General features: G+C 69.6%; 21 protein-coding genes. 18 read left to right on the top strand and 3 right to left on the bottom strand.

The genetic code is table 11. The annotated features are described in order from the left end of the window. Window positions 1–8: 8 nt before the first annotated feature. The 13 genes from OHA61_RS29285 (at window position 9) to OHA61_RS29345 (ending at window position 14,103) form a co-directional block, all read left to right on the top strand. Window positions 9–1,700, top strand: coding sequence for a UDP-N-acetylmuramoyl-L-alanyl-D-glutamate--2,6-diaminopimelate ligase (locus OHA61_RS29285; RefSeq protein WP_406305545.1), 1,692 nt, complete (start codon window positions 9–11; stop codon window positions 1,698–1,700). Further along, window positions 1,697–3,112 (top strand): UDP-N-acetylmuramoyl-tripeptide--D-alanyl-D-alanine ligase, encoded by a 1,416-nt coding sequence (gene murF, locus OHA61_RS29290; protein WP_406305546.1) that lies wholly within the window; start codon window positions 1,697–1,699, stop codon window positions 3,110–3,112. The genes OHA61_RS29285 and murF overlap by 4 nt, the downstream gene beginning before the upstream one ends. Further along, window positions 3,109–4,179, top strand: a complete 1,071-nt coding sequence (mraY, locus tag OHA61_RS29295) for a phospho-N-acetylmuramoyl-pentapeptide-transferase (protein WP_266477373.1) — start codon at window positions 3,109–3,111, stop codon at window positions 4,177–4,179. Before murF ends, mraY begins: the two co-directional genes overlap by 4 nt. Next, window positions 4,176–5,594 carry a UDP-N-acetylmuramoyl-L-alanine--D-glutamate ligase gene (murD, locus tag OHA61_RS29300; protein ID WP_406305547.1) on the top strand — a complete coding sequence of 473 codons (1,419 nt, stop codon included), beginning with the start codon at window positions 4,176–4,178 and terminating at the stop codon, window positions 5,592–5,594. The genes mraY and murD overlap by 4 nt, the downstream gene beginning before the upstream one ends. A 45-nt stretch (window positions 5,595–5,639) precedes the next feature. Then, window positions 5,640–7,025, top strand: a complete 1,386-nt coding sequence (ftsW, locus tag OHA61_RS29305; protein WP_406305548.1) for a putative lipid II flippase FtsW — start codon at window positions 5,640–5,642, stop codon at window positions 7,023–7,025. Window positions 7,026–7,031: 6 nt separating this feature from the next. Further along, window positions 7,032–8,126 carry an undecaprenyldiphospho-muramoylpentapeptide beta-N-acetylglucosaminyltransferase gene (gene murG / locus OHA61_RS29310; RefSeq protein WP_266477378.1) on the top strand — a complete coding sequence of 365 codons (1,095 nt, stop codon included), beginning with the start codon at window positions 7,032–7,034 and terminating at the stop codon, window positions 8,124–8,126. Between the two features lie 15 nt (window positions 8,127–8,141). Next, window positions 8,142–8,939, top strand: a complete 798-nt coding sequence (locus tag OHA61_RS29315; protein ID WP_406305549.1) for a cell division protein FtsQ/DivIB — start codon at window positions 8,142–8,144, stop codon at window positions 8,937–8,939. A gap of 275 nt (window positions 8,940–9,214) precedes the next feature. Further along, window positions 9,215–10,417 (top strand): cell division protein FtsZ, encoded by a 1,203-nt coding sequence (gene ftsZ / locus OHA61_RS29320; protein WP_266477380.1) that lies wholly within the window; start codon window positions 9,215–9,217, stop codon window positions 10,415–10,417. Further along, complete coding sequence (gene pgeF / locus OHA61_RS29325) at window positions 10,414–11,151, top strand: peptidoglycan editing factor PgeF (RefSeq protein WP_406305550.1); 738 nt, start codon at window positions 10,414–10,416, stop codon at window positions 11,149–11,151. The genes ftsZ and pgeF overlap by 4 nt, the downstream gene beginning before the upstream one ends. Then, window positions 11,148–11,867, top strand: coding sequence for a YggS family pyridoxal phosphate-dependent enzyme (locus tag OHA61_RS29330; protein WP_406305551.1), 720 nt, complete (start codon window positions 11,148–11,150; stop codon window positions 11,865–11,867). The genes pgeF and OHA61_RS29330 overlap by 4 nt, the downstream gene beginning before the upstream one ends. Window positions 11,868–11,992: 125 nt before the next feature. Next, window positions 11,993–12,598 carry a cell division protein SepF gene (locus OHA61_RS29335; RefSeq protein WP_266477384.1) on the top strand — a complete coding sequence of 202 codons (606 nt, stop codon included), beginning with the start codon at window positions 11,993–11,995 and terminating at the stop codon, window positions 12,596–12,598. Window positions 12,599–12,669: 71 nt separating this feature from the next. Further along, a complete protein-coding gene (locus OHA61_RS29340; protein WP_266477386.1) occupies window positions 12,670–12,960 on the top strand; it encodes a YggT family protein in 291 nt (96 codons plus the stop codon). A 54-nt stretch (window positions 12,961–13,014) separates the two neighbouring features. Then, window positions 13,015–14,103: a DivIVA domain-containing protein gene (locus OHA61_RS29345; RefSeq protein WP_324971601.1), complete on the top strand. Its 1,089-nt coding sequence runs from the start codon at window positions 13,015–13,017 to the stop codon at window positions 14,101–14,103. Between the two features lie 363 nt (window positions 14,104–14,466). Here the strand turns inward: OHA61_RS29345 and ileS are convergent, their stop codons facing one another. After that, window positions 14,467–17,604, bottom strand: coding sequence for an isoleucine--tRNA ligase (gene ileS, locus OHA61_RS29350; RefSeq protein ID WP_406305552.1), 3,138 nt, complete (start codon window positions 17,602–17,604; stop codon window positions 14,467–14,469). Window positions 17,605–18,174: 570 nt separating this feature from the next. On the opposite strand from ileS, the gene OHA61_RS29355 reads away from it, so the two are divergent. The 4 genes from OHA61_RS29355 to OHA61_RS29370 all read left to right on the top strand — a co-directional run bounded on the left by OHA61_RS29355 (window position 18,175) and on the right by OHA61_RS29370 (window position 21,485). Next, window positions 18,175–19,320: a TraR/DksA family transcriptional regulator gene (locus tag OHA61_RS29355; protein WP_406305553.1), complete on the top strand. Its 1,146-nt coding sequence runs from the start codon at window positions 18,175–18,177 to the stop codon at window positions 19,318–19,320. Between the two features lie 175 nt (window positions 19,321–19,495). After that, the gene (gene lspA, locus OHA61_RS29360; RefSeq protein ID WP_406305554.1) at window positions 19,496–20,056 is read left to right on the top strand and encodes a signal peptidase II; all 561 of its coding nucleotides are present in this window, start codon (window positions 19,496–19,498) and stop codon (window positions 20,054–20,056) included. 17 nt (window positions 20,057–20,073) lie between these two features. Continuing rightward, window positions 20,074–21,015: an RluA family pseudouridine synthase gene (locus OHA61_RS29365; protein WP_361912122.1), complete on the top strand. Its 942-nt coding sequence runs from the start codon at window positions 20,074–20,076 to the stop codon at window positions 21,013–21,015. Continuing rightward, complete coding sequence (locus tag OHA61_RS29370) at window positions 21,012–21,485, top strand: GNAT family N-acetyltransferase (protein WP_406305555.1); 474 nt, start codon at window positions 21,012–21,014, stop codon at window positions 21,483–21,485. The genes OHA61_RS29365 and OHA61_RS29370 overlap by 4 nt, the downstream gene beginning before the upstream one ends. A 122-nt stretch (window positions 21,486–21,607) precedes the next feature. On the opposite strand, the gene OHA61_RS29375 is transcribed toward OHA61_RS29370, so the two are convergent. Continuing rightward, complete coding sequence (locus tag OHA61_RS29375; RefSeq protein WP_406305556.1) at window positions 21,608–22,744, bottom strand: mechanosensitive ion channel family protein; 1,137 nt, start codon at window positions 22,742–22,744, stop codon at window positions 21,608–21,610. A gap of 36 nt (window positions 22,745–22,780) precedes the next feature. Between OHA61_RS29375 and OHA61_RS29380 the strand changes: the two genes are divergently transcribed. Then, the gene (locus OHA61_RS29380; RefSeq protein ID WP_406305557.1) at window positions 22,781–23,359 is read left to right on the top strand and encodes a dienelactone hydrolase family protein; all 579 of its coding nucleotides are present in this window, start codon (window positions 22,781–22,783) and stop codon (window positions 23,357–23,359) included. A 54-nt stretch (window positions 23,360–23,413) separates the two neighbouring features. On the opposite strand, the gene OHA61_RS29385 is transcribed toward OHA61_RS29380, so the two are convergent. Beyond that, a complete protein-coding gene (locus tag OHA61_RS29385) occupies window positions 23,414–24,397 on the bottom strand; it encodes a zinc metalloprotease (protein WP_406305558.1) in 984 nt (327 codons plus the stop codon). Window positions 24,398–24,670 lie beyond the last annotated feature (273 nt).

The following is a 24,670-nucleotide window of genomic DNA, read 5'->3' on the forward strand; positions in this document are numbered from 1 at the left end:
AACCACCAGTGACAACCATCACCTCCGATTCCGGGAACCCGCCGGACCCGTCCGTGCGCGAGGCCCCCTCATTTAGCCGCGGGCCGGGTGCGCCCGGTACGCTCACCGCCGTGTCGCACGCTGATCAGTACCGAACCGCCCAGCAGGACGCCCCCGCCAAACAGCCGGGAGCGCCCCGTCCGGACCGGCCCCGCCCGACATCCCTGGGGGAGCTGGCCGCCGAGCTGGGTGTGAAGAGCCCCGGCCCCGGTGAGGTCACCGGCATCACCCACGACTCCCGGGCGGTACGCCCCGGCGATGTGTACGCGGCCCTGCCCGGTGCCCGCTTCCACGGCGCCGACTTCGCCGCCCAGGCGGCGGACCTGGGGGCGGCCGCGGTGCTCACCGACCCGGCGGGCGCCGAGCGCGCCGCCGCGACCGGCCTGCCGGTCCTGGTCACCGACGACCCGCGCGGCCGCATGGGCGCCCTCGCCGCCGAGATCTACGGGCATCCCGGCGACGGCCTGCTGCAGATCGGCATCACCGGCACCTCCGGCAAGACCACCTCGGCATACCTCGTCGAGGGCGGGCTCAGAGCGGCCGGCCACAGCACGGGTCTGATCGGTACGGTCGAGATGCGGATCGGCGGCGAGCGCATCAAGTCCGAGCGCACCACCCCGGAAGCAACCGACCTCCAGGCCCTGTTCGCCGTCATGCGCGAACGCGGCGTCCAGTCGGTCGCCATGGAGGTCTCCAGCCACGCCCTCGTACTCGGCCGGGTCGACGGCTGCGTCTTCGACGTCGCCGTCTTCAACAACCTCAGCCCCGAGCACATGGAATTCCACTCCGGCATGGAGGACTACTTCCAGGCGAAGGCGCAGCTGTTCACGCCGAAGCGCAGCAGGCTCGGGGTCGTGAACTTCGACGACGAGTACGGCCGCAGGCTCCTCAAGGAGGCGTCCGTACCGGTCACCAGCTTCTCCGCCGAGGGTCACCCGGACGCCGACTGGCGGGCCGAGGACGTCGAAGTCAGCGCGGTAGGCTCCGCGTTCACGGCGGTCGGCCCGGCGGGCGAGCGGATCCGTGCACAGGCCCCGCTGCCCGGGCCGTTCAACGTCGCCAACACCCTGGCCGCCGTGGTCACCCTCGCCGTCGCCGGGATCGACCCGCAGACCGCCGCCGACGGCATCGCCGCCGTCCCCGGCGTACCGGGCCGCCTCGAGCGTGTGGACGCGGGCCAGCCGTATCTCGCCGTCGTCGACTACGCCCACAAGACGGACGCCGTCGAATCGGTCCTGCGCTCCCTGCGCAAGGTCACCGAGGGCAAGGTGCACATCGTCCTCGGCTGCGGCGGCGACCGGGACCGGACCAAGCGCGGCCCGATGGGCGCCGCCGCCGCACGCCTCGCCGACACCGCCGTACTGACCTCCGACAACCCACGCTCCGAGGATCCCCTCGCGATCCTGGCCGCGATGCTCGCCGGGGCGGCCGAGGTTCCGATCCACGAACGCGGGGACGTCCTGGTCGAGGCCGACCGGGCCGCCGCCATCGCCGCGGCCGTTGCCCGTGCACAGCCCGGCGACACCGTGCTGGTCGCCGGCAAGGGCCATGAACAGGGCCAGGACATCGCCGGAGTGGTCCGCCCCTTCGACGACCGCCAGGTCCTGCGCGCGGCCATCGAGAACGCCGCAAGCTCTTCGAACAGTGGGATGAAGCAGTGATCGCCCTCTCCCTCGCCGAGATCGCCGAAATCGTCGGCGGGCAGTCGTACGACATACCGGATCCGGACCTGCGGGTCACCGGTCCCGTCGTCATCGACTCCCGCGCGGTGCAGCCCGGCGCCCTTTTCGCCGCCTTCGCAGGTGAGAAGGTCGACGGCCACGACTACGCCGAGCGGGCCGCGGCGGCAGGCGCGGTCGCCGTGCTGGCCACCCGCCCCGTCGGCGTACCCGCGATCGTCGTGCCCGACGTGACCGCCGCGCTCGGCGCCCTCGCGCGCTCCGTCGTCGAACGCCTCGGCGCCACGACCGTCGCGCTCACCGGTTCCTCAGGCAAGACCAGCACCAAGGACCTCATCGCCCAGGTCCTTCAGCGCAAGGGCCCCACGGTCTACCCGGCGGGCAATCTGAACAACGAGATCGGTCTGCCGCTGACCGCGCTGCGGGCCGCCGAGGACACCGAGCATCTCGTCCTCGAGATGGGCGCCCGCTACATCGGCGACATCCGCTATCTCACCGGCCTGGTCCCGCCGAAGGTCTCTCTCGTACTGAACGTCGGCACCGCCCACATCGGCGAGTTCGGCGGCCGCGAGCAGATCGCCGAGGCCAAGGGCGAGATCGTCGAGAGCCTGCCCCCGGCCGATGCGGGCGGCGTGGCCGTCCTCAACGCCGACGACCCCCTCGTACGCGCCATGGCGTCCCGCACCAAGGCCCGCGTGATCCTCTTCGGAGAAGCCGCGGACGCGGACGTACGTGCCGAGAATGTCCGGCTCACCCGGCAAGGACAGCCTGCCTTCACACTCCACACCCCCACCGGGTGCAGTGACGTGACCATGCGGCTGTACGGTGAGCACCACGTGTCGAACGCGCTCGCCGCGGCCGCCGTCGCCCATGAGCTGGGCATGTCCGTCGACGAGATCGCCCTGGCGCTCTCCGAGGCCGGCACCCTCTCGCGGTGGCGCATGGAGGTCACCGAGCGTCCGGACGGCGTGACGGTCGTCAACGACGCCTACAACGCGAACCCCGAGTCCATGAGAGCCGCGCTGCGTGCGCTCGCGGCCATGGGCCAGGGGCGGCGGACGTGGGCGGTGCTCGGTCAGATGGCCGAGCTCGGTGGCGAAGCGCTCGCCGAGCACGACGCGGTCGGGCGGCTCGCCGTCCGGCTCAACGTCAGCAAGCTTGTCGCAGTCGGGGGCAGGGAAGCGTCCTGGCTTCAACTGGGCGCATATAACGAGGGTTCGTGGGGTGAGGAGTCGGTGCACGTGTCCGACGCGCAGGCGGCGGTCGACCTGTTGCGCAGTGAACTGCGTCCGGGAGACGTCGTGCTGGTGAAGGCTTCCAGGTCGGTCGGGCTCGAGCGGGTCGCCCAGGCGCTGCTCGAGACCACGACCGAGGGCGAGGTCACCGGCCGATGAGGCAGATCCTCTTCGCGGGAGCCATCGGGCTCTTTCTGACCCTGGTCGGTACCCCGCTGCTGATCAAACTCCTGGCCCGCAAGGGGTACGGGCAGTTCATCCGGGACGACGGCCCGCGCAGCCACGGCAGCAAGAAGGGGACGCCCACCATGGGCGGCATCTCCTTCATCCTCGCCACACTGATCGCGTACGCGCTGTCCAAGGTGATCACCGGCGAGGACCCGAGGTTCTCGGGCGTGCTGGTGCTCTTCCTGATGGCGGGCATGGGCCTGGTCGGCTTCCTGGACGACTACATCAAGATCGTCAAGCAGCGCTCGCTCGGTCTGCGGGCCAAGGCGAAGATGGCCGGACAGCTGATCGTCGGCATCGCCTTCGCCGTGCTGTCACTGCAGTTCGCCGACGCCCGCAACCAGACCCCCGCATCCACCAAGCTGTCGTTCATCACGGACTTCGGCTGGTCGATCGGCCCGGTGATCTTCGTGGTCTGGGCGCTGTTCATGATTCTCGCGATGTCCAACGGCGTGAATCTCACCGACGGTCTGGACGGCCTGGCCACGGGCGCCTCGGTGATGGTCTTCGGCGCGTACACCTTCATCGGGCTCTGGCAGTTCCAGGAGTCCTGCGCCAACGCGGTGACACTCACCAACCCCAACGCCTGCTTCGAAGTGCGGGATCCGCTCGATCTCGCCGTCGTCGCCTCCGCCCTGATGGGCTCCTGCTTCGGCTTCCTGTGGTGGAACACCTCGCCCGCCAAGATCTTCATGGGCGACACCGGCTCGCTCGCCCTCGGCGGTGCGCTCGCGGGCCTGGCGATCTGCTCCCGTACGGAGTTGCTGCTCGCCCTGCTCGGCGGGCTGTTCGTCCTGATCACCATGTCCGTGGTCATCCAGGTCGGTTCCTTCAAGATGACCGGTAAGCGGGTCTTCAGGATGGCACCGCTCCAGCACCACTTCGAACTCAAGGGGTGGTCCGAAGTCCTTGTGGTGGTCCGCTTCTGGATCATCCAGGGCATGTGCGTCATCGTGGGTCTGGGGCTCTTCTACGCGGGCTGGGCGGCCGACAAGTGAGTGCGCAGGACTGGCAGGGCAAGCGGGTCACCGTCGCGGGTCTCGGAGTCTCCGGGATCCCGGCCGCCCGCGTGCTCCACGGTCTGGGCGCCGTCGTCACCGTCGTCAACGACGGGGACGACGAGCGCTCGCGCGCCCAGGCCGCCGAACTGGAGGCGGAGTCGATCACCGTCCGCCTCGGCGACGGGGCGACCCTGCCCGAGGGCACCGAGCTCATCGTCACCACCCCCGGCTGGAAGCCGGACAAGCCGCTCTTCCTGGCCGCGGCCGAGGCGGACGTACCCGTCTGGGGCGATGTCGAACTGGCCTGGCGGCTGCGCGGTCCCGACGCCGCGCCCTGGCTCGCGGTCACCGGCACCAACGGCAAGACCACGACCGTGCGGATGCTCGCCTCGATCCTCGAAGCAGCGGGTCTGCGCACCGCGGCCGTCGGCAACATCGGCGTCTCGCTCCTTGACGCGGTTCTCGGCGACACGACGTACGACGTCCTCGCCGTCGAACTCTCCAGCTACCAGCTGCACTGGGCGCCTTCGCTGCGCGCCCACTCCGCCGTCGTGCTCAACCTGGCGCCGGACCACCTCGACTGGCACGGCTCGATGGAGGCGTACGCCGCCGACAAGGGCCGCATCTACGAGGGCAACACGGTCGCCTGCGTCTACAACGCCGCCGACAAGGCGACCGAGGACCTGGTGCGCGAGGCCGACGTCGAGGAGGGCTGCCGGGCCATCGGCTTCACTCTCGGCACGCCCGGACCCTCCCAACTCGGCGTCGTGGACGGGATCCTGGTCGACCGCGCCTTCGTCGACAACCGGCACAAGCAGGCCCAGGAGCTCGCCGAGGTCGGGGACGTCAGCCCGCCCGCCCCGCACAACATCGCCAACGCCCTTGCGGCGGCGGCGCTGGCCCGTGCGTACGGTGTCGCACCCGCGGCCGTACGCGACGGACTGCGCAGCTTCCGGCCCGACCCGCACCGCATCGAGAAGGTCGCGGACGTCGCTGGTGTCGCGTACATCGACGACTCCAAGGCCACCAACACCCATGCCGCGGAAGCCTCCCTGGCCGCCTACGACCCGATCGTGTGGATCGCGGGCGGACTGGCCAAGGGGGCGACCTTCGACGAGCTCGTCACGAAGTCGGCACAGCGGCTGCGCGGCGTCGTCCTGATCGGGGCGGACCGCGCCCTGATCCGCGAAGCCCTCGCGCGACACGCCCCCGAGGTCCCGGTCGTCGACCTCGACCGGACAGACACTGGGGCGATGTCGGCGGCGGTCCGGGAAGCGGCGCGGCTGGCCCGTCCCGGGGACACGGTTCTGCTGGCCCCGGCCTGTGCGTCGATGGACATGTTCGCCAACTACAACAAGCGAGGCGAGGCGTTCGCGGACGCGGTCCGTGAACTCCCCGCCGAGCGCGCCTGACCGGCCACACCCCCGCGCCAGGCACGACTGGAGGGGACAGCGACCATGCCGGCCGATGACACCGACGCCGCCCCCTCCGGGCGAGTCCGGAGCCGCCGGACGGGCTCCAAGGGAGCCTCTGAGGCGATCGAGGCGAGGCGCCCGGGGCGGAGCCCCGCCCTCACTCGCAGGCCGAGCGTCTCCCGCCCGCCCAGCAGCAGGGGCGCCCGAAGGCTGTACGAGCAGGCACGCCGCGCCTGGGATCGCCCGCTGACCGCGTACTACCTGATCCTCGGCAGCAGCCTGCTGATCACCGTGCTCGGCCTGGTGATGGTCTACTCCGCCTCGATGATCAAGGCGCTGGAGCTGTCGCTCCCGGCCTCGTACTTCTTCCGCAAGCAGTTCCTCGCCGCGGCCATCGGCACCGGTCTGCTGCTGGTCGCGTCCCGGATGCCCGCCAAGCTCCACCGGGCCCTGTCCTACCCGCTGCTCATGGGCGCCGTCTTCCTGATGGTGCTCGTCCAGATCCCCGGGATAGGGCACGCGGTCAACGGCAACCAGAACTGGATCTATCTGGGCGGCCCCTTCCAGCTCCAGCCCAGCGAGTTCGGCAAGCTGGCGCTGATCCTGTGGGGCGCCGACCTGCTGGCCCGCAAGCAGGACAAGCGGCTGCTCACCCAGTGGAAGCACATGCTGGTCCCGCTCGTCCCGGTCGCCTTCCTGCTGCTCGGCCTGATCATGCTCGGCGGCGACATGGGTACGGCGATCATCCTCACCGCTATCCTCTTCGGTCTGCTGTGGCTGGCGGGAGCGCCGACCCGGCTGTTCGCGGGCGTGCTCGGCATCGCCGCCCTCGTCGGTCTGATGCTCATCAAGACAAATGCGAACCGGATGTCCCGGCTCTCCTGCATCGGCGCGATCGACCTCGGCCCCCAAGGCGAGTGCTGGCAGGCTGTGCACGGCATCTATGCTCTTGCGTCTGGCGGATGGTTCGGTTCCGGACTCGGTGCAAGTGTGGAAAAATGGGGTCAACTCCCCGAACCTCACACCGATTTCATCTTCGCCATCGCCGGGGAGGAACTCGGTCTGGCGGGGACGCTGTCGGTGCTCGCCCTGTTCGCGGCTCTAGGCTATGCGGGTATCCGCGTGGCCGGACGCACGGAGGACCCCTTCGTGAGGTACGCCGCGGGAGGTGTGACCACCTGGATCACGGCCCAGGCCGTGGTCAACATCGGTGCGGTGCTCGGCCTGCTGCCGATCGCCGGTGTCCCGCTCCCGCTGTTCTCCTACGGAGGGTCGGCTCTGCTGCCGACCATGTTCGCTGTGGGGCTGCTGATCGCCTTCGCGCGAGAGGACCCGGCCGCGAAGGCGGCTCTGGCCGTGCGGAGGCCCGGGGTGAGATGGAAAACGATGAGGCGGCGCGTCAAGATGCGTCCGTCCGGAGAGCGGTGAATTTCGGTGCATGTCGTACTCGCCGGTGGGGGGACCGCCGGCCACATCGAGCCCGCGCTCGCCCTCGCGGACGCCCTGCGCAGGCAGGACCCGACCGTGGGTATCACGGCCCTGGGCACGGAGAAGGGGCTCGAGACCAGGCTCGTGCCCGAGCGGGGCTACGAGCTGGCGCTCATTCCCGCCGTTCCGCTGCCGCGCAAGCCCACCCCTGAGCTGATCACCGTCCCCGGGCGGCTGCGCGGCACGATCAAGGCCGCCGAGCAGATCCTGGAGCGTACGAAGGCGGACTGTGTCGTCGGCTTCGGCGGCTATGTCGCGCTGCCCGGCTATCTGGCGGCCAAGCGCCTCGGCGTGCCGATCGTGGTCCACGAGGCCAACGCCCGGCCCGGCCTGGCCAACAAGATCGGCTCGCGGTACGCCGCGGGGGTGGCCGTCGCCACGCCCGACAGCAAGCTGCGCAACTCCCGCTACATCGGCATCCCGCTGCGCCACACCATCGCCACCCTGGACCGCGCCCGGGTCCGCCCCGAGGCACGCGCCGCCTTCGGCCTCGACCCCAACCTGCCGACGCTGCTGGTCTCCGGCGGCTCGCAGGGCGCCCGCCGCCTCAACGAGGTCATCCAGCAGATCGCTCCGGTGCTCCAGCGCTCGGGCATCCAGATCCTGCACGCGGTCGGCCCGAAGAACGAACTGCCACGCGTGGACAACATGCCCGGAATGCCGCCCTACATCCCGGTACCTTACGTGGACCGGATGGATCTCGCGTACGCCGCGGCCGACATGATGCTCTGCCGCGCGGGCGCGATGACCGTCGCCGAACTCTCCGCCGTCGGGCTGCCCGCCGCGTACGTACCGCTGCCGATCGGCAACGGCGAACAGCGGCTGAATGCCCAGCCGGTGGTCAAGGCCGGCGGCGGACTGCTCGTCGACGACGCGGAACTCACCCCCGCGTGGGTCCAGGGCAATGTCCTTCCGGTGCTCGCCGATCCGCACCGGTTGTACGAGATGTCCCGTGCCGCCGCCGAGTTCGGCCGCAGGGACGCCGACGATCTGCTCGTCGGCATGGTGTACGAGGCGATCGCTGCACGCCGCAAGGCGTAAGAAGGGCAGGGGAGCGTGGCCGGTCCGACCACCGCCGAACGCGGTGCGCGGGGGCCTTCGGAGGGGTCGGTCCGCCCGCCCCGCCAGGGCTCCCCGCTGCGCCGGCTCCGCTTCCCCGGCCGTCGCTCCCTGCTGATCGCCACGGCCGCGGTTGTTCTCCTCGCCACCGGAATCTGGGTGCTCTACGGCTCCCAGTGGGTGCGCCTGGAGCAGGTGAAGACCTCCGGAACCGAGGTTCTGACACCGGACGAGGTCACGGCGGCGGCGGCCCTCCCGATCGGTTCGCCGCTGATTTCCGTCGATACGGACGCCATTGAGGCCCGGCTTCGGCATAAGCTGCCCCGTATCGACTCGGTGGATGTCGTACGGTCGTGGCCGGACGGGATCGATCTCAAAGTGACCGAGCGAAAGCCTGTCCTGCTTATGGAGAAGGGCGCACGGTTCATCGAAGTGGACGCGGAAGGCGTCCGGTTCGCCACGGTGGACAAGGCTCCCAAGGCCCTTCCGCTGCTCGAATTGACCGTGGGCCAGTCCCCGAGTCTGCGCCGTTTCGGACCTGATCGGCTCGTTGTCGAGGCGGTTCGTGTGTGGGGCGAACTTCCCGGAAAAGTCGCCACGGACACAAGAGTTGTGACAGTCCGCTCATACGACTACATCACCCTGAAGTTGAGCCGGGACCGTACGGTGGTCTGGGGCAGCGCAGAGGAGGGCGAGGCGAAGGCGCGCGCTCTCACGGCGCTGATGAAAGCCGCGCCCAAGGCGCGGCACTTCGACGTGAGCGCGCCAACCGCCCCTGCCGCATCAGGTAGTTGACGCGCATCTGTGCTGGCCAGCACCCTGGTTGGTCATCGCTATGGGTGATCACATAGGGTGAAAAGAAAAACGGGAGGTTCGGCGTGTTCGTTGAACGTGCGCCGCTTGTCGACTTAGTGTCCTGTTCGGAGAGTCCAAGAAGCAGACACACTGGTAACCCTAAACTTCAGCGTTAGGGTTTGGGTCGGCGTTCCGGACCGTCCCATCGGCATCCGTCGGCGCCGCGCGACAACCGCGCAGCGACGACACGTAACTCGAGGCGAGAGGCCTTCGACGTGGCAGCACCGCAGAACTACCTCGCAGTCATCAAGGTCATCGGTGTCGGCGGCGGTGGTGTCAATGCCATCAACCGAATGATCGAGGTCGGTCTCAAGGGCGTCGAGTTCATCGCGATCAACACTGATGCGCAAGCCCTGTTGATGAGCGACGCCGACGTCAAGCTCGACGTCGGTCGTGAACTCACCCGCGGCCTGGGGGCCGGAGCCAATCCCGCAGTCGGTCGCAAGGCGGCAGAAGACCACCGTGAGGAGATCGAGGAGGTCCTCAAGGGGGCCGACATGGTCTTCGTCACCGCAGGCGAAGGTGGCGGTACCGGCACCGGTGGCGCACCCGTCGTCGCCAATATCGCGCGTACGCTCGGCGCCCTGACGATCGGCGTGGTCACCCGCCCGTTCACCTTCGAGGGCCGCCGCCGCGCGAACCAGGCGGAGGACGGCATCGCCGAACTCCGCGAGGAGGTCGACACCCTCATCGTGATCCCGAACGACCGGCTGCTGTCCATCTCGGACCGCCAGGTGAGCGTTCTGGACGCGTTCAAGTCCGCGGACCAGGTGCTGCTGTCGGGTGTCCAGGGCATCACCGACCTCATCACCACGCCCGGTCTGATCAACCTCGACTTCGCCGACGTCAAGTCCGTGATGTCCGAGGCGGGCTCGGCGCTCATGGGCATCGGCTCGGCCCGCGGCGACGACCGCGCGGTGGCCGCCGCCGAGATGGCGATCTCCTCGCCGCTGCTCGAGGCCTCCATCGACGGCGCCCGCGGGGTGCTGCTCTCCATCTCCGGTGGCTCGGACCTCGGGCTCTTCGAGATCAACGAGGCGGCCCAGCTGGTCAGCGAGGCGGCTCACCCCGAGGCCAACATCATCTTCGGCGCGGTCATCGACGACGCGCTGGGCGACGAGGTACGGGTCACGGTCATCGCGGCTGGCTTCGACGGCGGACAGCCGCCGACCCGCCGCGAAAACGTCCTCGGGTCCGCCGCGAACAAGCGGGACGAGCCGCCGGCCACCCCGTCGCGCGGCACGGAGACCTCGCGGGCGTCCGGTCTCGGCACCCTGCCGGCCCGCGAGGAGCCGGTTCCGGCCGAGCCCGCTCCGGTCGCCGGCGATCTGAACTCCGGGCCCGCGCAGGTCCCGCCGGCCCGTCCGTACCAGGACAGCCAGGCCGAAGAGCTGGACGTACCGGACTTCTTGAAGTGATAGACCAGCACGTCATCGTGAGCGGCGCGCACTTCGCCTTCACCGACAGGTGGGGCGGGGTGAGCGCCGTTCCGTACGAGGAGCTCAACCTCGGCGGAGCGGTGGGCGACGACCCCGCGGCGGTCCTCGCCAACCGGGCGATCGCCGCGAAGGAACTGGGGCTCGACCCGGACCTGGTCGTCTGGATGAACCAGGTTCACGGCAAGGACGTCGCCGAGGTCGACGGGCCGTGGGGCGAGGCTCCCGTTCCCTCGGTGGACGCCGTGGTCACCGCGCGGCGCGGGCTCGCCCTCGCCGTACTGACCGCGGACTGCACTCCCGTACTGCTCGCCGACCCGGTCGCGGGCATCGTGGCCGCCGCGCACGCGGGACGCCCCGGGATGATCGCGGGAGTCGTGCCCGCGGCCGTCGACGCGATGACGTCGCTCGGCGCGGACCCGGAACGGATCATCGCCCGCACCGGACCGGCCGTCTGCGGTCGCTGCTACGAAGTTCCCGAGCAGATGCGGGCGGATGTGGCCGCGGTCGAACCGGCCGCCTGGTCCGAGACCAGCTGGGGCACCCCGGCCGTAGACGTCACTGCCGCAGTCCATGCCCAGCTCGACGCGCTCGGGGTCAGGGACCGGCAGCGGTCGGCGGTGTGCACACTGGAATCGGGTGACCACTTCTCGTACCGCCGCGACCGCACCACCGGGCGGCTCGCCGGATACGTCTGGCTGGACGGACAGGAATGACGGACCGAAAGACCGAACTCGCGGGCACTCTCGCGGCCGTGGAGGAACGTATCGCCTCGGCCTGCGCGGCCGCCGGCCGCAAGCGGGAGGAGGTGACCCTCATCGTGGTCACCAAGACCTACCCGGCGAGCGATGTGCGGCTGCTCCATGAGCTGGGTGTGCGGCATGTGGCCGAGAACCGTGACCAGGACGCGGCACCGAAGGCCGCCACCTGCTCGGATCTTGACCTCAGCTGGCACTTCGTCGGGCAGTTGCAGACCAATAAGGTCCGTTCCGTGGCGAGTTATGCCGATGTCGTGCAGTCTGTCGACCGGCTCAGGCTCGTCACCTCGCTGTCCGCCGCCGCGGTCCACGCGGAGCGCGAGATCGGGTGTCTGATCCAGGTCGCGCTCGATGCCGAGTCGGGCGAACGCGGGGAGCGGGGAGGCGTGGCGCCGGGCGGCATCGAGGAGTTGGCGGCCGCCGTGGACGGCGCACCAGGACTGCGGCTCGACGGACTGATGACCGTCGCGCCGCTCACCGGCCCGTATGCGGGACGGCAACAGGCGGCGTTCGAGCGGCTGATGGAATTCTCATCCAGCCTGCGCGCCGGGCATCCGGCTGCGAACATGGTGTCAGCAGGGATGAGTACGGACCTCGAACAAGCAGTGGCGGCCGGAGCGACACATGTGCGCGTCGGCACTGCGGTACTCGGAGTCCGACCCCGGCTCGGGTAACGTCGCGAAGCAAGTCGGACCACAGCAGAAAATATGGTCATTCCCGCCACAATGCGGGCAGACCGAGTGGATCGCTGGCACTTGGTGACGAATGCCGATCCACCACAGAGCGGAGGACTCAGAGAATGGCCGGCGCGATGCGCAAGATGGCGGTCTACCTCGGCCTCGTGGAGGACGATGGGTACGACGGCCGGGGTTTCGATCCCGATGACGACTTCGAACCCGAGCCGGAGCCCGAGCGGGACCACCGGCGCCACCAGCCCCCGCACCAGGTCGAGAGGGATGAACCGGTGCGGGTGGTCCAGCCGCCCGCGCAGCGCGATCCGGTTCCGCTTCCCGCTGAAAGTGGACGTCCGGCGCGAATTGCCCCCGTGGCATCCATCACACCTGAACGACCGAGCCTGGAGAAGAACGCACCGGTGATCATGCCCAAGGTCGTGTCCGAGCGGGAGCCCTACCGCATCACCACACTGCACCCGCGGACCTACAACGAGGCCCGTACCATCGGGGAACACTTCCGCGAGGGCACCCCGGTGATCATGAACCTCACGGAGATGGACGACACCGACGCAAAGCGACTTGTCGACTTTGCCGCGGGACTCGTGTTCGGTCTGCATGGCAGCATTGAGCGGGTTACGCAGAAGGTGTTCCTGTTGTCTCCTGCTAACGTCGATGTCACGGCGGAGGACAAGGCCCGCATTGCTGAGGGCGGGTTCTTCAACCAGAGCTAGGAACCGACACCGGGAACGACCCGGCCGCGAGGCCGGTAGACACGAGAGCCAGGGGAGAGGGAAGCGCGGAGATGAGCGTCGCACTGGATGTGGTCTACATCGCGCTGGTGTGCTTTCTCGTCGTGCTGATCTTCCGGCTGGTCATGGACTACGTCTTCCAGTTCGCGCGCTCATGGGCACCCGGGAAGGCGATGGTGGTCGTTCTCGAGGCCACCTACACTGTCACCGATCCACCGCTCAAGCTTCTGCGGCGGTTCATTCCGCCGCTGCGTCTCGGGGGCGTGGCACTCGACCTGTCCTTCTTCGTTCTGATGATCATCGTCTACATTCTGATCTCCGTCGTGAACGGCGTGGGGAACTGATGTGAGCGATACGGTCTTGCCGACTGCCGACGACTACGTAGAGGTGAAGTAGAGATGCCGCTGACTCCCGAGGACGTGCGGAACAAGCAGTTCACGACTGTCCGCCTCCGAGAAGGCTACGACGAGGACGAGGTCGATGCCTTCCTCGACGAGGTCGAGTCCGAGCTGACCCGCCTGCTCCGCGAGAACGAGGACCTGCGCGCCAAGCTGGCCGCTGCGACTCGTGCGGCCGCGCAGAACCAGCAGCAGGGCATGCGCAAACCGCCGGAGCCGCAGGACGGCCGCGGTCCGGGCGCACCTGTGCCCGCCGCCATATCCGGTCCGCCCGTCCAGCAGCAGCCCCCGCAGATGGGTCCGCCCCAGCTGCCCGGTGGTGCTCCGCAGCTGCCCCCGGGCCCCGGCGGTCACGGTCCGCAGGGCCCGCACGGCCCCGGCCCGATGCAGGGCGGTCCCATGGGTGGCCCGATGGGCGGCCCCATGGGCGGACACGGTCCGCAGATGCCGCAGCAGGGTCCCGGCGGCGACAGTGCCGCGCGCGTGCTCTCACTGGCCCAGCAGACCGCCGACCAGGCGATCGCCGAGGCCCGTTCCGAGGCCAACAAGATCGTCGGCGAGGCCCGCAGCCGCGCCGAGGGTCTGGAGCGCGACGCCCGCGCCAAGGCGGACGCGCTGGAGCGGGACGCCCAGGAGAAGCACCGCGTCGCGATGGGCTCCCTGGAGTCCGCGCGGGCCACGCTGGAGCGCAAGGTCGAGGACCTGCGAGGCTTCGAGCGTGAGTACCGCACGCGGTTGAAGTCCTACCTGGAGTCGCAGCTGCGTCAGCTGGAGACCCAGGCCGACGACTCGCTGGCCCCGCCGCGGGCGCCCGCGGCCGCTTCGCTGCCGCCGTCGCCCTCGATGGCTCCGGCCGGTGCGGGTGCGATGGGTCACACCATGGGCGGCAACCCGTCGATGGGTCAGTCCATGGGCCAGTCCATGGGCGGCAACCAGTCCATGGGTGGTGGACCGTCGTACGGCGGCCAGCAGCAGATGTCCCCGGCGATGACCCAGCCGATGGCACCGGTGAGGCCGCAGGCGCCGCAGCCGATGCAGCAGGCGCCGTCGCCGATGCGCGGGTTTCTGATCGACGAGGACGACAACTGACGGCGGGTCGCGCGAATCGCGCGTAGCCGTCGGCAGGCTGAGGGCCGGGCCCGGGACTTCTGTCCCGGGCCCGGCCCTTTTGTGTACGCGGGTGGGGTGCGGGTCGGTCGCCTGCGGCGGGACTGTTCCCCACCCCGCCCCTTCCCGAACTGGGGGCAAGCCCCCAGACCCCCGTACGCGCTTCGCGCGTGTCCTCAAACGCCGGACGGGCTGAATGTGCGGCCCAGCCGCACGCTCCAGCCCCGCCGGCGTTTGAGGCGCGGGGAGGTTGGGGGTCCCCCCGGACGGAGTCTGGGGGAGGGCGGGGTGGGGGCAAAGCAAAGAGGCCCGAGCCATCGCCCGGGCCCCTTCGCCATGAAGCGGCTACGCCTTGCGGAGGCGGAACGTCAGGGACAGGCCCTCGTCCGTGAAGGGGACGCCGAAGGTGTCGTCCGCCGGGGTCGTCGTGAACGTCGGCGCCAGGACCTCGTCCGCGATCAGCCCCGCGTGCTCCGTCAGGGCCTGCGTCGTGGACGGGTCCGTCGACGACCAGCTCACCGCGATACGGTCCGCGACGTCCAGGCCGCTGTTCTTGCGGGCCTCCTGGATCAGCCGGATCGCGTCACGCGCCAGGCCCGCGAGCCGCAGCTCCGGAGTGATCTCCAGGTCCAGCGCGACCGTCGCGCCCGAGTCGGACGCCACCGACCAGCCCTCGCGCGGGGTCTCGGTGATGATGACCTCCTCCGGGGAGAGGGTCACCTCCTCGCCGTTCACGGAGACGGTCGCGGTGCCAGAGCGCAACGCCAGGGACAGGGCAGCCGCATCGGCGGCGGCCACCGCCTTGGCCACGTCCTGGACGCCCTTGCCGAACCGCTTGCCCAGTGCCCGGAAGTTCGCCTTGGCCGTCGTGTCGACCAGCGAGCCGCCGACCTCGGAGAGCGAGGCCAGGGAGGAGACGTTGAGCTCCTCGGTGATCTGGGCGTGGAGTTCGGGGGAGAGGGACTCGAAGCCCGCTGAGGCGACCAGCGCCCGCGAGAGCGGCTGGCGCGTCTTGACCCCGGACTCCGCGCGGGTGGCGCGGCCCAGCTCCACCAGGCGGCGTACCAGCGCCATCTGGGAGGACAGTGTGGGGTCGATGGCGTCCAGGTCGGCCGCCGGCCAGGTCGACAGATGGACCGACTCGGGGGCGTCCGGCGTCACCGGCACGACCAGGTCCTGCCAGACCCGCTCCGTGATGAAGGGGGTCAGCGGGGCCATCAGCCGGGTCACCGTCTCGACGACGTCGTGCAGCGTACGCAGCGCGGCCGGGTCGCCCTGCCAGAAGCGGCGGCGCGAGCGGCGCACGTACCAGTTGGACAGGTCGTCGACGAACGAGGACAGAAGCTTTCCGGCGCGCTGGGTGTCGTACGCCTCCAAGGCCGAAGTGACCTGGTCCACCAGCGCGTTGAGCTCGCTCAGCAGCCAGCGGTCCAGCACCGTGCGCTCGGCCGGGGCCGGATCGGCCGCGGACGGTGCCCAGTTGGACGTGCGCGCGTACAGGGCCTGGAAGGCCACCGTGTTCCAGTACGTGAGGAGCGTCTTGCGCACGACCTCCTGGATCGTGCCGTGGCCCACACGCCGCGCCGCCCACGGCGAGCCGCCGGCCGCCATGAACCAGCGCACCGCGTCGGCGCCGTGCTGGTCCATCAGCGGGATCGGCTGGAGGATGTTCCCCAGGTGCTTGGACATCTTGCGGCCGTCCTCGGCGAGGATGTGGCCGAGGCAGACCACGTTCTCGTACGACGACTTGTCGAAGACGAGCGTGCCGACGGCCATCAGCGTGTAGAACCATCCACGCGTCTGGTCGATGGCCTCCGAGATGAACTGCGCGGGGTAGCGCTTCTCGAAGAGCTCCTTGTTCTTGTACGGGTAGCCCCACTGCGCGAACGGCATCGAACCCGAGTCGTACCAGGCGTCGATGACCTCGGGGACGCGCGTCGCCGTCTTGTGGCAGGTCGGGCAGGCGAAGGTCACCTCGTCGATGAACGGCCGGTGCGGGTCCAGCGAGGACTGGTCCGTGCCCGTCAGCTCGCCGAGTTCGGCGCGCGAGCCGACGCAGGTGAGGTGGTTGTCCTCGCAGCGCCAGATCGGCAGCGGCGTGCCCCAGTAGCGGTTACGGGACAGGGCCCAGTCGATGTTGTTGTTCAGCCAGTCGCCGTACCGGCCCTGCTTGACCGAGTCCGGGATCCAGTTGGTGTTCTCGTTCTCCTCGAGGAGACGGTCCTTGATGGCGGTGGTGCGGATGTACCAGGACGGCTGCGCGTAGTAGAGCAGCGCGGTGTGGCAGCGCCAGCAGTGCGGGTAGCTGTGCTCGTAGGGGACGTGCCTGAAGAGCAGGCCGCGGGACTCCAGGTCGGGCACGAGCGTCTCGTCGGCCTTCTTGAAGAAGACGCCGCCGACCAGCGGGACGTCCTCCTCGAAGGTGCCGTCGGGGCGGACCGGGTTCACGACCGGCAGGCCGTACGCGCGGCAGACCTTGAGGTCGTCCTCACCGAAGGCGGGGGACTGGTGGACCAGACCCGTACCGTCCTCGGTCGTCACGTAGTCCGCGTTGACGACGTAGTGGGCCGGGGCAGGGAACTCCACGAGCTCGAAGGGGCGCTGATACGTCCAGCGCTCCATCTGCGCGCCCGTGAAGGACTGGCCGGTGGCCTCCCAGCTCTCGCCGAGCGCCTTTTCCAGCAGCGGCTCGGCGACGACGAGCTTCTCCTCGCCGTTCGTCGCGACGACGTAGGTGACGTCGGGGTGCGCGGCGACGGCGGTGTTCGAGACCAGGGTCCAAGGGGTCGTCGTCCAGACCAGCAGCGCGGCCTCGCCCGCGAGCGGGCCGGAGGTCAGAGGGAAACGGACGAAGACGGACGGGTCCACGACCGTCTCGTAACCCTGAGCAAGCTCGTGGTCCGAGAGGCCGGTGCCGCAGCGCGGGCACCAGGGGGCCACGCGGTGGTCCTGGACCAGCAGGCCCTTGTTGAAGATCTCCTTCAGCGACCACCAGACCGACTCGATGTACGAGGGGTCCATGGTGCGGTACGCGTCGTCGAGGTCGACCCAGTAGCCCATGCGGTCCGTCAGCTCGGCGAACGCGTCCGTGTGCCGGGTCACCGACTCACGGCACTTCGCGTTGAATTCCGCGATGCCGTACGCCTCGATGTCCTTCTTGCCGGAGAAGCCGAGCTCCTTCTCGACGGCGAGCTCGACCGGCAGGCCGTGGCAGTCCCAGCCGGCCTTGCGGGCGACGTGGTAGCCGCGCATCGTGCGGAAGCGCGGGAAGACGTCCTTGAAGACGCGTGCCTCGATGTGGTGGGCGCCCGGCATGCCGTTGGCGGTGGGCGGGCCCTCGTAGAAGACCCACTCGGGGCGGCCCTCGGACTGCTCAAGGCTCTTCTGGAAGACCTTGGCCTCGCGCCAGAAGTCGAGCACCGCATGCTCGAGCGCGGGCAGATCGACCTGGGCGGGTACCTGACGGTACTGCGGCGGTGTCATCGACGAACTCCTCCAACGGACAAAGTCTGTGCCGTCGGAGGGACGAGAGCCTGTGCTCCCGCGGTACCACCCTCCTTGGCCCGCCGGCGGTGGCCGGTGAGCCCCCTCATTGGGGTCGCGATGCCGGGTCTAGTCACCCCCCGAACGCTCCGAGGGCTTTCTTCCGGCGGCTCAGGGGTGATGCTTCACCTCGCGCTCGCCCCCGGGCTCTCACCGTCCCCGGGTCGCTCATGGCTGCGTACGACGCTACTCGTCCCCATCCACGCCTTTCGCTTCGCCCAGTGTACGGGCCACTGCGTGCGGCGGCCGACCGGTTTTCACCGGGCTGTCCGGCGGGCCGTTCGCCGGCTGCGCGGTTGACCCGAATGGCCACACGTGGACCCGCGGAGTCCGGCTGCCTCTTCGCGGCGGTTACGGGGCGGGGAGCTGGGCACAACGGATGCAGGTTCGCCTTGTCAGGCCGGGGTGGGCCGCAGCGGCGGCGTGGCCCGTTTGCCGCGGGGCCTGGGTCGATTTATCGTCCCAGCACGATTCGCGAGCAAGATCACAATATGTGAAGGGGCCGCGGCCATGGTGGCGAAGAAGATCGCCGAGAAGACGGCGTCCGCAAGATCCACCGCCGCTGGAGCGGCGGCCAGGGATACGAGCGGGAAGAAGAGCACCGTGGCGAAGAAGGCCGCGGCAGGCAGTGGGAAGCAGGCGGCGAGGCCGACGACGGCGAAGGCGGCAAAGAAGGCATTGCCTGCCACGGCGACGGTGAAGAAGGTGTCGGTGGTCCTCGAGCCGGCACCCGCCAGGAAGGTGGCTGCGGCCAAGGCCACCAAGAAGGGCACTGCGACGAAGAAGGCGACCCCGGTGAAGTCGACGGCCGCCAAGAAGTCCACTGCGAGGGCCACGACCAAGAAGGTCACGGCGAACAAGGCCGCGGCCGAGAAGAAGGCCAAGAAGAAGGCCGCGAAGACGACGGCGAAGACGGCCGCCAGGACGACTGCCAGGGCGAGCGCCAAAAAGGCGCCCGCGAAGAAGACGAGCGCGAAGAAGGCGACGGCCGTGGACGAGACGACGACCGCAGCAACGGCCGGGACGCCGACGGCGAAGAGGGCGCCTGCGAAGAAGGCCGTGGCCAAGAAGGCCGTGGCCAAAAAGGCCGCGAAGAAGGCCACGAAGAAGGCCGCGCCCGCGGCCAAGGGGGCGGCCAAGGCCGCGAAGCAGACAGGAGCCAGGACGGTGGGAGCGAAGAAGACCGCGGGTGGGGCATCGGCCGCGGGCAAGAGCGCGACAGCGCTGCCCACGGCCCGTACAGCGGCCGCGACACCGCCGGGAGAGCTCGCGGTACGACCCGGCGAGGACCCGTGGACCCCCGAGGAGGTCGCCGAGGCGCGCGCCGAGCTGGCGGGCGAGGCGATCCGGCTGAGCAACGAGATCAGCACCTCGGAGGAGGCGCTGGTCGGGATGATGCGGGACTCCGGGGACGGCGCGGGCGACGACGACGCCGACACCGGGACGAAGAACATCACGCGCGAGCACGAGCTGGCGCTCGCCGCGAACGCGCGCGAGATGCTGGAGCAGACCGAGCGTGCGCTGCTGCGCCTGGATGCGGGGACGTACGGCCTCTGCGAGATCTGCGGGAAGCCCATCGGCAAGGCGCGGATGCAGGCGTTCCCGCGCGCGACGCTCTGCGTCGAGGACAAGCAGATGCAGGAACGACGCGGCTGACAGGAACGACGCGGCTGTCCGGTCGATCGGGCCGGGTCAGGGAGCGGGTCCGGCACGCGCGCGCCGGGGCACGCGAGCCGGGCAAGGCCGGCCGGACAGGGCCTGGGGCCCTCTGGCTCCGTACGTGTGTGCCGTACCCTCGTGCTCAGTCAGGCACCTAGGTTGAGGGACTCACGTGGCAGAGGCGGAGCGCATCATCGGTACGCCAGATGTGGACGGCGAGGCTGCGGCGCCCGCCGAGCGGCCCAAGGGCAGGCGCAAGATCGCCGTGCTCTTCGGTGTGGCGATCGTGGCCTACCTGATCGACCTCGTCAGCAAGATGATCGTGGTGGCCAAACTGGAGCACCACGAGCCGATCGAGGTCGTCGGCGATCTGCTGAAGTTCGAGGCGGTACGCAACCCCGGCGCCGCCTTCGGCATGGGCGAGGCCTTCACGGTGATCTTCACCTGCATCGCGGCGACCGTGATCGTCGTGATCGCCCGGCTGGCGCGCAAGCTCTACAGCCTGCCGTGGGCGATCGCGCTCGGACTGCTGCTCGGGGGTGCGCTCGGCAATCTCACCGACCGGATCTTCCGTTCGCCCGGTGTCTTCGAGGGCGCGGTCGTCGACTTCATCGCGCCCGCGCATTTCGCCGTCTTCAATCTCGCCGACTCCGCGATCGTCTGCGGCGGATTCCTCATCGTGATCCTGTCCTTCAGGGGCCTGGACCCCGACGGGACCGTCCACAAGGACTGACAAGGCATACTCGACGGGTGAGTACAGTTCCCGAGATCCGCACCCTGCCCGTACCCGATGGCCTTGAGGGCGAGCGCGTCGACGCCGCCATCTCCCGGATGTTCGGGTTCTCCCGTACGAAAGCGGCCGACCTGGCAGCCGCCGGAAAGGTGCAGGTCGACGGCTCGGTGGTAGGAAAGTCCGAGCGGGTGCACGGCGGGGCGTGGCTCGAGGTCGAGATGCCGCAGGCGCCCGCGCCGGTGCAGATCGTCGCCGAGCCGGTCGAGGGCATGGAGATCGTGCACGACGACGACGACATCGTCGTGATCGTGAAGCCGGTCGGCGTGGCCGCGCACCCGAGCCCCGGCTGGACCGGGACCACGGTCATCGGCGGTCTCGCGGCCGCGGGCTACCGGATCTCGACATCGGGCGCGGCCGAGCGGCAGGGGATCGTGCACCGCCTCGACGTCGGTACGTCCGGGCTGATGGTCGTCGCCAAGTCGGAGCGGGCGTACACCCTGCTCAAAGCGCAGTTCCGCGACCGCGTCGTCGACAAGCGGTACCACGCTCTGGTCCAGGGGCACCCGGACCCGCTGAGCGGGACGATCGACGCGCCCATCGGCCGGCACCCCAACCACGACTACAAGTGGGCCGTCACGGCGGACGGCAAGGCCTCCGTCACGCACTACGACCTCATCGAGGCCTTCCGTGCGGCCTCGCTGCTGGACATCAAGCTGGAGACCGGTCGTACGCACCAGATCCGGGTGCACATGTCGGCGCACAAGCACCCCTGTGTGGGCGATCTGACCTACGGCGCGGACCCGACGCTCGGGAAGCGGCTGGGGCTGACCAGGCAGTGGCTGCACGCGGTCCGCCTCGGCTTCGAGCACCCGTCGGACGGGCGGTGGGTCGAGTTCGAGAGCTCGTACCCGCAGGACCTGCAGTCGGCGCTGGACAAGATCACGGCGGAGAGTGAATGACCGGGTTCCAGGTGCGGGTGGCGGTCGGCCCGGCCGACCGTGAGGCCGCTTTCGCGGTCCGCAAGGACGTCTTCGTCGTCGAGCAGCGAGTGCCGGCGGAGATCGAGTACGACGCCTTCGACGCCGAGGACGCGGACACGGTGCATGTGCTGGCCGTCGGCGAGGACGGGGTGCCGCTCGGCACGGGACGTCTGCTGTACGGACCGGCCGCCGCGGACAAGACCGGCGGCGAGGCCACGGTGGGATCGCTCGGACGGCTCGCGGTGACCAAGGCGGCGCGCGGGCTGGGCGTCGGTGTGGCGCTGGTACGGGCGATCGAGGACGCGGCGCGGGAGCGGGGGCTGGCGGCGGTGGATCTGCACGCGCAGACGCATGCGCTGGGGTTCTACGAGCGGCTGGGGTACGCCGCGTACGGGGCGGAGTTCCTGGACGCGGGGATCGGGCACCGGGCGATGCGGCGCGGGCTGTAGCGGAGCCTCCCGGACTCCGGGCGCGCGTCCTGCGTACTGATCACGGCCGTTGCACCGCGCGGGAGTCGGACAGCCGCGTCAGACCGTGACAGCGCGCCGAACCCGCCGTCCCGAACTCGGTGTCAACCGCGGCCCCTGCGCGGCCGGTTGGCGTCGCCCTCCTGCGACTCGTCCGGCTCGTGCGGCTCCTCGGGCGGCGGCGCCTGCGACGTGGATGCGGCGTCACGCGCGGCGGGCGAGGTCGCGACGCGCGGGAGCGCGTACGGATGCTTCTCCCACAGCCAGGCGATCATCTGCTCCCGAACCACGCAGCGCGCCGTCCAGAGCTTGTCCGCGTCCTTCGCCGTGACCACCGCGCGCACCTGGATCGTGGTCGGTGTGGTGTCGGTGACGGCGAGGCTCCAGTCCCGGCCGTCCCATGCCGCGCAGTCGTCCAGGATCTCCCGCAGCTTCTCGCGCATCAGCCCCACCGGCGCCGAGTGGTCGAGATGGAAGAAGACCGTCCCGGTTATCTGGGCCCCGCCGCGCGACCAGTTCTCGAACGGCTTGCCGGTGAAGTACGACACCGGCATCGTTATCCGCCGCTCGTCCCAGGTCCGTACGGCGAGGAAGGTGAGCGTGACCTCCTCGACCACACCCCACTCCCCGTCCACCACCACGGTGTCGCCGATCCGCACCATGTCGCCGAACGCGATCTGGAAGCCGGCGAAGAGATTGCCGAGTGTGGACTGCGCCGCGACACCGGCGACGATGCCGATGATGCCCGCGGAAGCCAGCATCGAGGCGCCGAGCTTCTCCATACCGGGGAAGGTCAGGAGCATCGCGGCGAACGCCACCACGGCGACGATCGCGGTCACGATCCGCATGATCAGCGTGACTTGCGTACGCACCCGCCGTACCCGGGCGGGATCGCGGGTGGAGGTGGCGTAGCGGGCGTACGTGGACTCCACGACGGCGGAGACGATGCGGGTCACCAGCCAGGCTCCGGCGCCGATCAGCACCAGCGACAGGACATGACCGATGCCCTTTTCGTGGTCCTCGATGAGCTGCCACTCGGTCTGCCGGAAGCTCCCTCTCAGTATCGCGGTGAGCAGCACGACTTGGAGCGGCAGCCCGCAACGGCGCAGCAGACCCCACAGCGGCGTCTCGGGGTGGCGGCGGTCAACCCGGCGCAGCAGCAGGTCGCAAGCCCAGCCGAGCAGCAGCGTGAGCACGACCGAACCACCGAGGACGGTCAACGGGCGCAGTGCGTTCTCCATGACTCCGACGCTAACGGCAACTGGCAGGATGTCCGAATGAACATCATGCTCTTCCATTCGGTCTACGGTCTGCGCCCGGCCGTTCTCGCCGCGGCCGACAGGCTGCGCGAAGCCGGGCACCAGGTTCACGTGCCCGACCTCTACGACGGGCAAACCGTCGACACCGTGGAGGAGGGCAGGGACCTCAAGGACAAGATCGGCACGGAGGAGTTGCTGCGCCGCGCGATCGCGGCCTCCGCGCCGTATTCGGACCGGGGTCTGGTGTACGCGGGCTTCTCGCTCGGCGGATCGATCGCGCAGAACCTCGCGACGGGCGACGAGAAGGCGCGCGGGCTGCTGCTTCTGCACGGCACGTCCGACATCGCCGAGGGCGTGAGCGTGGACGAGCTGCCCGTACAGCTGCATGTCGCGGACCCCGACCCCTTCGAGACGCACGACTGGCTGAGCGCCTGGTATCTGCAGATGCAGCGGGCGGGCGCCGATGTGGAGATCTACCGCTACCCGGGCGCCGGGCATCTGTACACCGACCCCGAACTGCCCGACTACGACGAGGCGTCGGCGGAGCAGACCTGGCGGGTGGCGCTGGGCTTCCTGGAGTCGCTCCACGAGGACTGACGGATGCTGCCCGCCGCGGGACGCGGCGGGCAGCCAGGGTGTGTCCGAGAAGCCTCAGCCCGCCCGGTAGGCGGTCCAGCTGTCCTTCATCCGCTGCACCTGGCCCGCGGAGAACTGGTACATGCAGGAGTCGTACGTGTAGTCCATGAAGTTGTGGATCGGGTCGACGCCCGTCTTGTTGACGCAGGAGTCGCGGCCGGTCGGGCACTGGTACGCGGCGCTCTTCTCGGACGGGGTGTCGGAGACGTAGTCGCCGTTGCCGTTACAGCCGCCCTGGAAGGTGTGGTACAGCCCCATCCAGTGGCCGACCTCGTGGGTCGCGGTGTCGCCCTCGTCGTAGTTGGTGGCGGAGCCACCGGGCAGTGAGGTGTCGAGGATGACCACGCCGTCCATGCCCGGGCTCGAGTTGTACGAGCTCGGGAAGGTCGCCCAGCCGAGCAGGCCGCCGCTGAGGTTGGCGGTGTAGATGTTGAGGGCGCCCGCGCCGCCCTTGCGCAGCGCGGTCTTCATCGCCTTCTCGTTGGTCGAGCCGGAGGCCAGGTTGTACCAGGAGGCGTTGTCCGTGTAGTCCGTGGCGGCCAGCGAGAACTGGAAGGTGGAGTCGGTGTTCCCGGTGCCCTGGCCGGCGTAAGCGGCGTTGAGGACCGCCATCTGGTTGCTGACGTCGGTCGCGCTGAGCTTGCCGGTCGTTCCGCTGTGGACGACATGGAAGTAGACCGGGATGGTGGTCGCCGCGGCCGTGGTGAACGCTCTGCCGGTGGCGCGGGCCCTGTCGAGTCTCTTGTGCATGTCCGCGTCCATGGCCTTGGCCTGAGTGGCGGTCACTTCGTTGGGCTCGTCCGCGTGCCGGCTTCCGGGCTTGGCCGCACGGGCGTTGGCGGAAACGCTCGCGGTGTCGGCGCACTCCTGCGCGGGGGTCTTGGCGGCGGCGATCCCGGCGGGGGCGGAGAGCGGGGAGAGCACGAGAGTTCCGGCCATGACCGCCGTACCGATGAATCGGTTGCGCAGACGGGGAGATATTCGGGCAAGCGTGGGCACGTTGACTCCTAGCGGGGGGTGGGCGGAGGTGACTTCCTCGCCACTGCCGGGAGGTTATGTGCGCATGACAGATCTCGATGAGAATCGATCAAGCCCAATCAATCCATAGGTCAATTGGGACATCGGGGCGAAATCTTTCAGCCAGGTCCAGGCTTTGAGATGGACTGGTAACACGTGGGGTTACCAAGGCGGGTGGTGTGTCCGGATTCGGATGGCGAATTAACACCACCCGCCTGATGGCGTGATCTGTGCGTAACGGAGCGCCGAGTGGCT

The organism is Streptomyces sp. NBC_00885, from assembly GCF_045207475.1.
Lineage (GTDB): Bacteria > Actinomycetota > Actinomycetes > Streptomycetales > Streptomycetaceae > Streptomyces.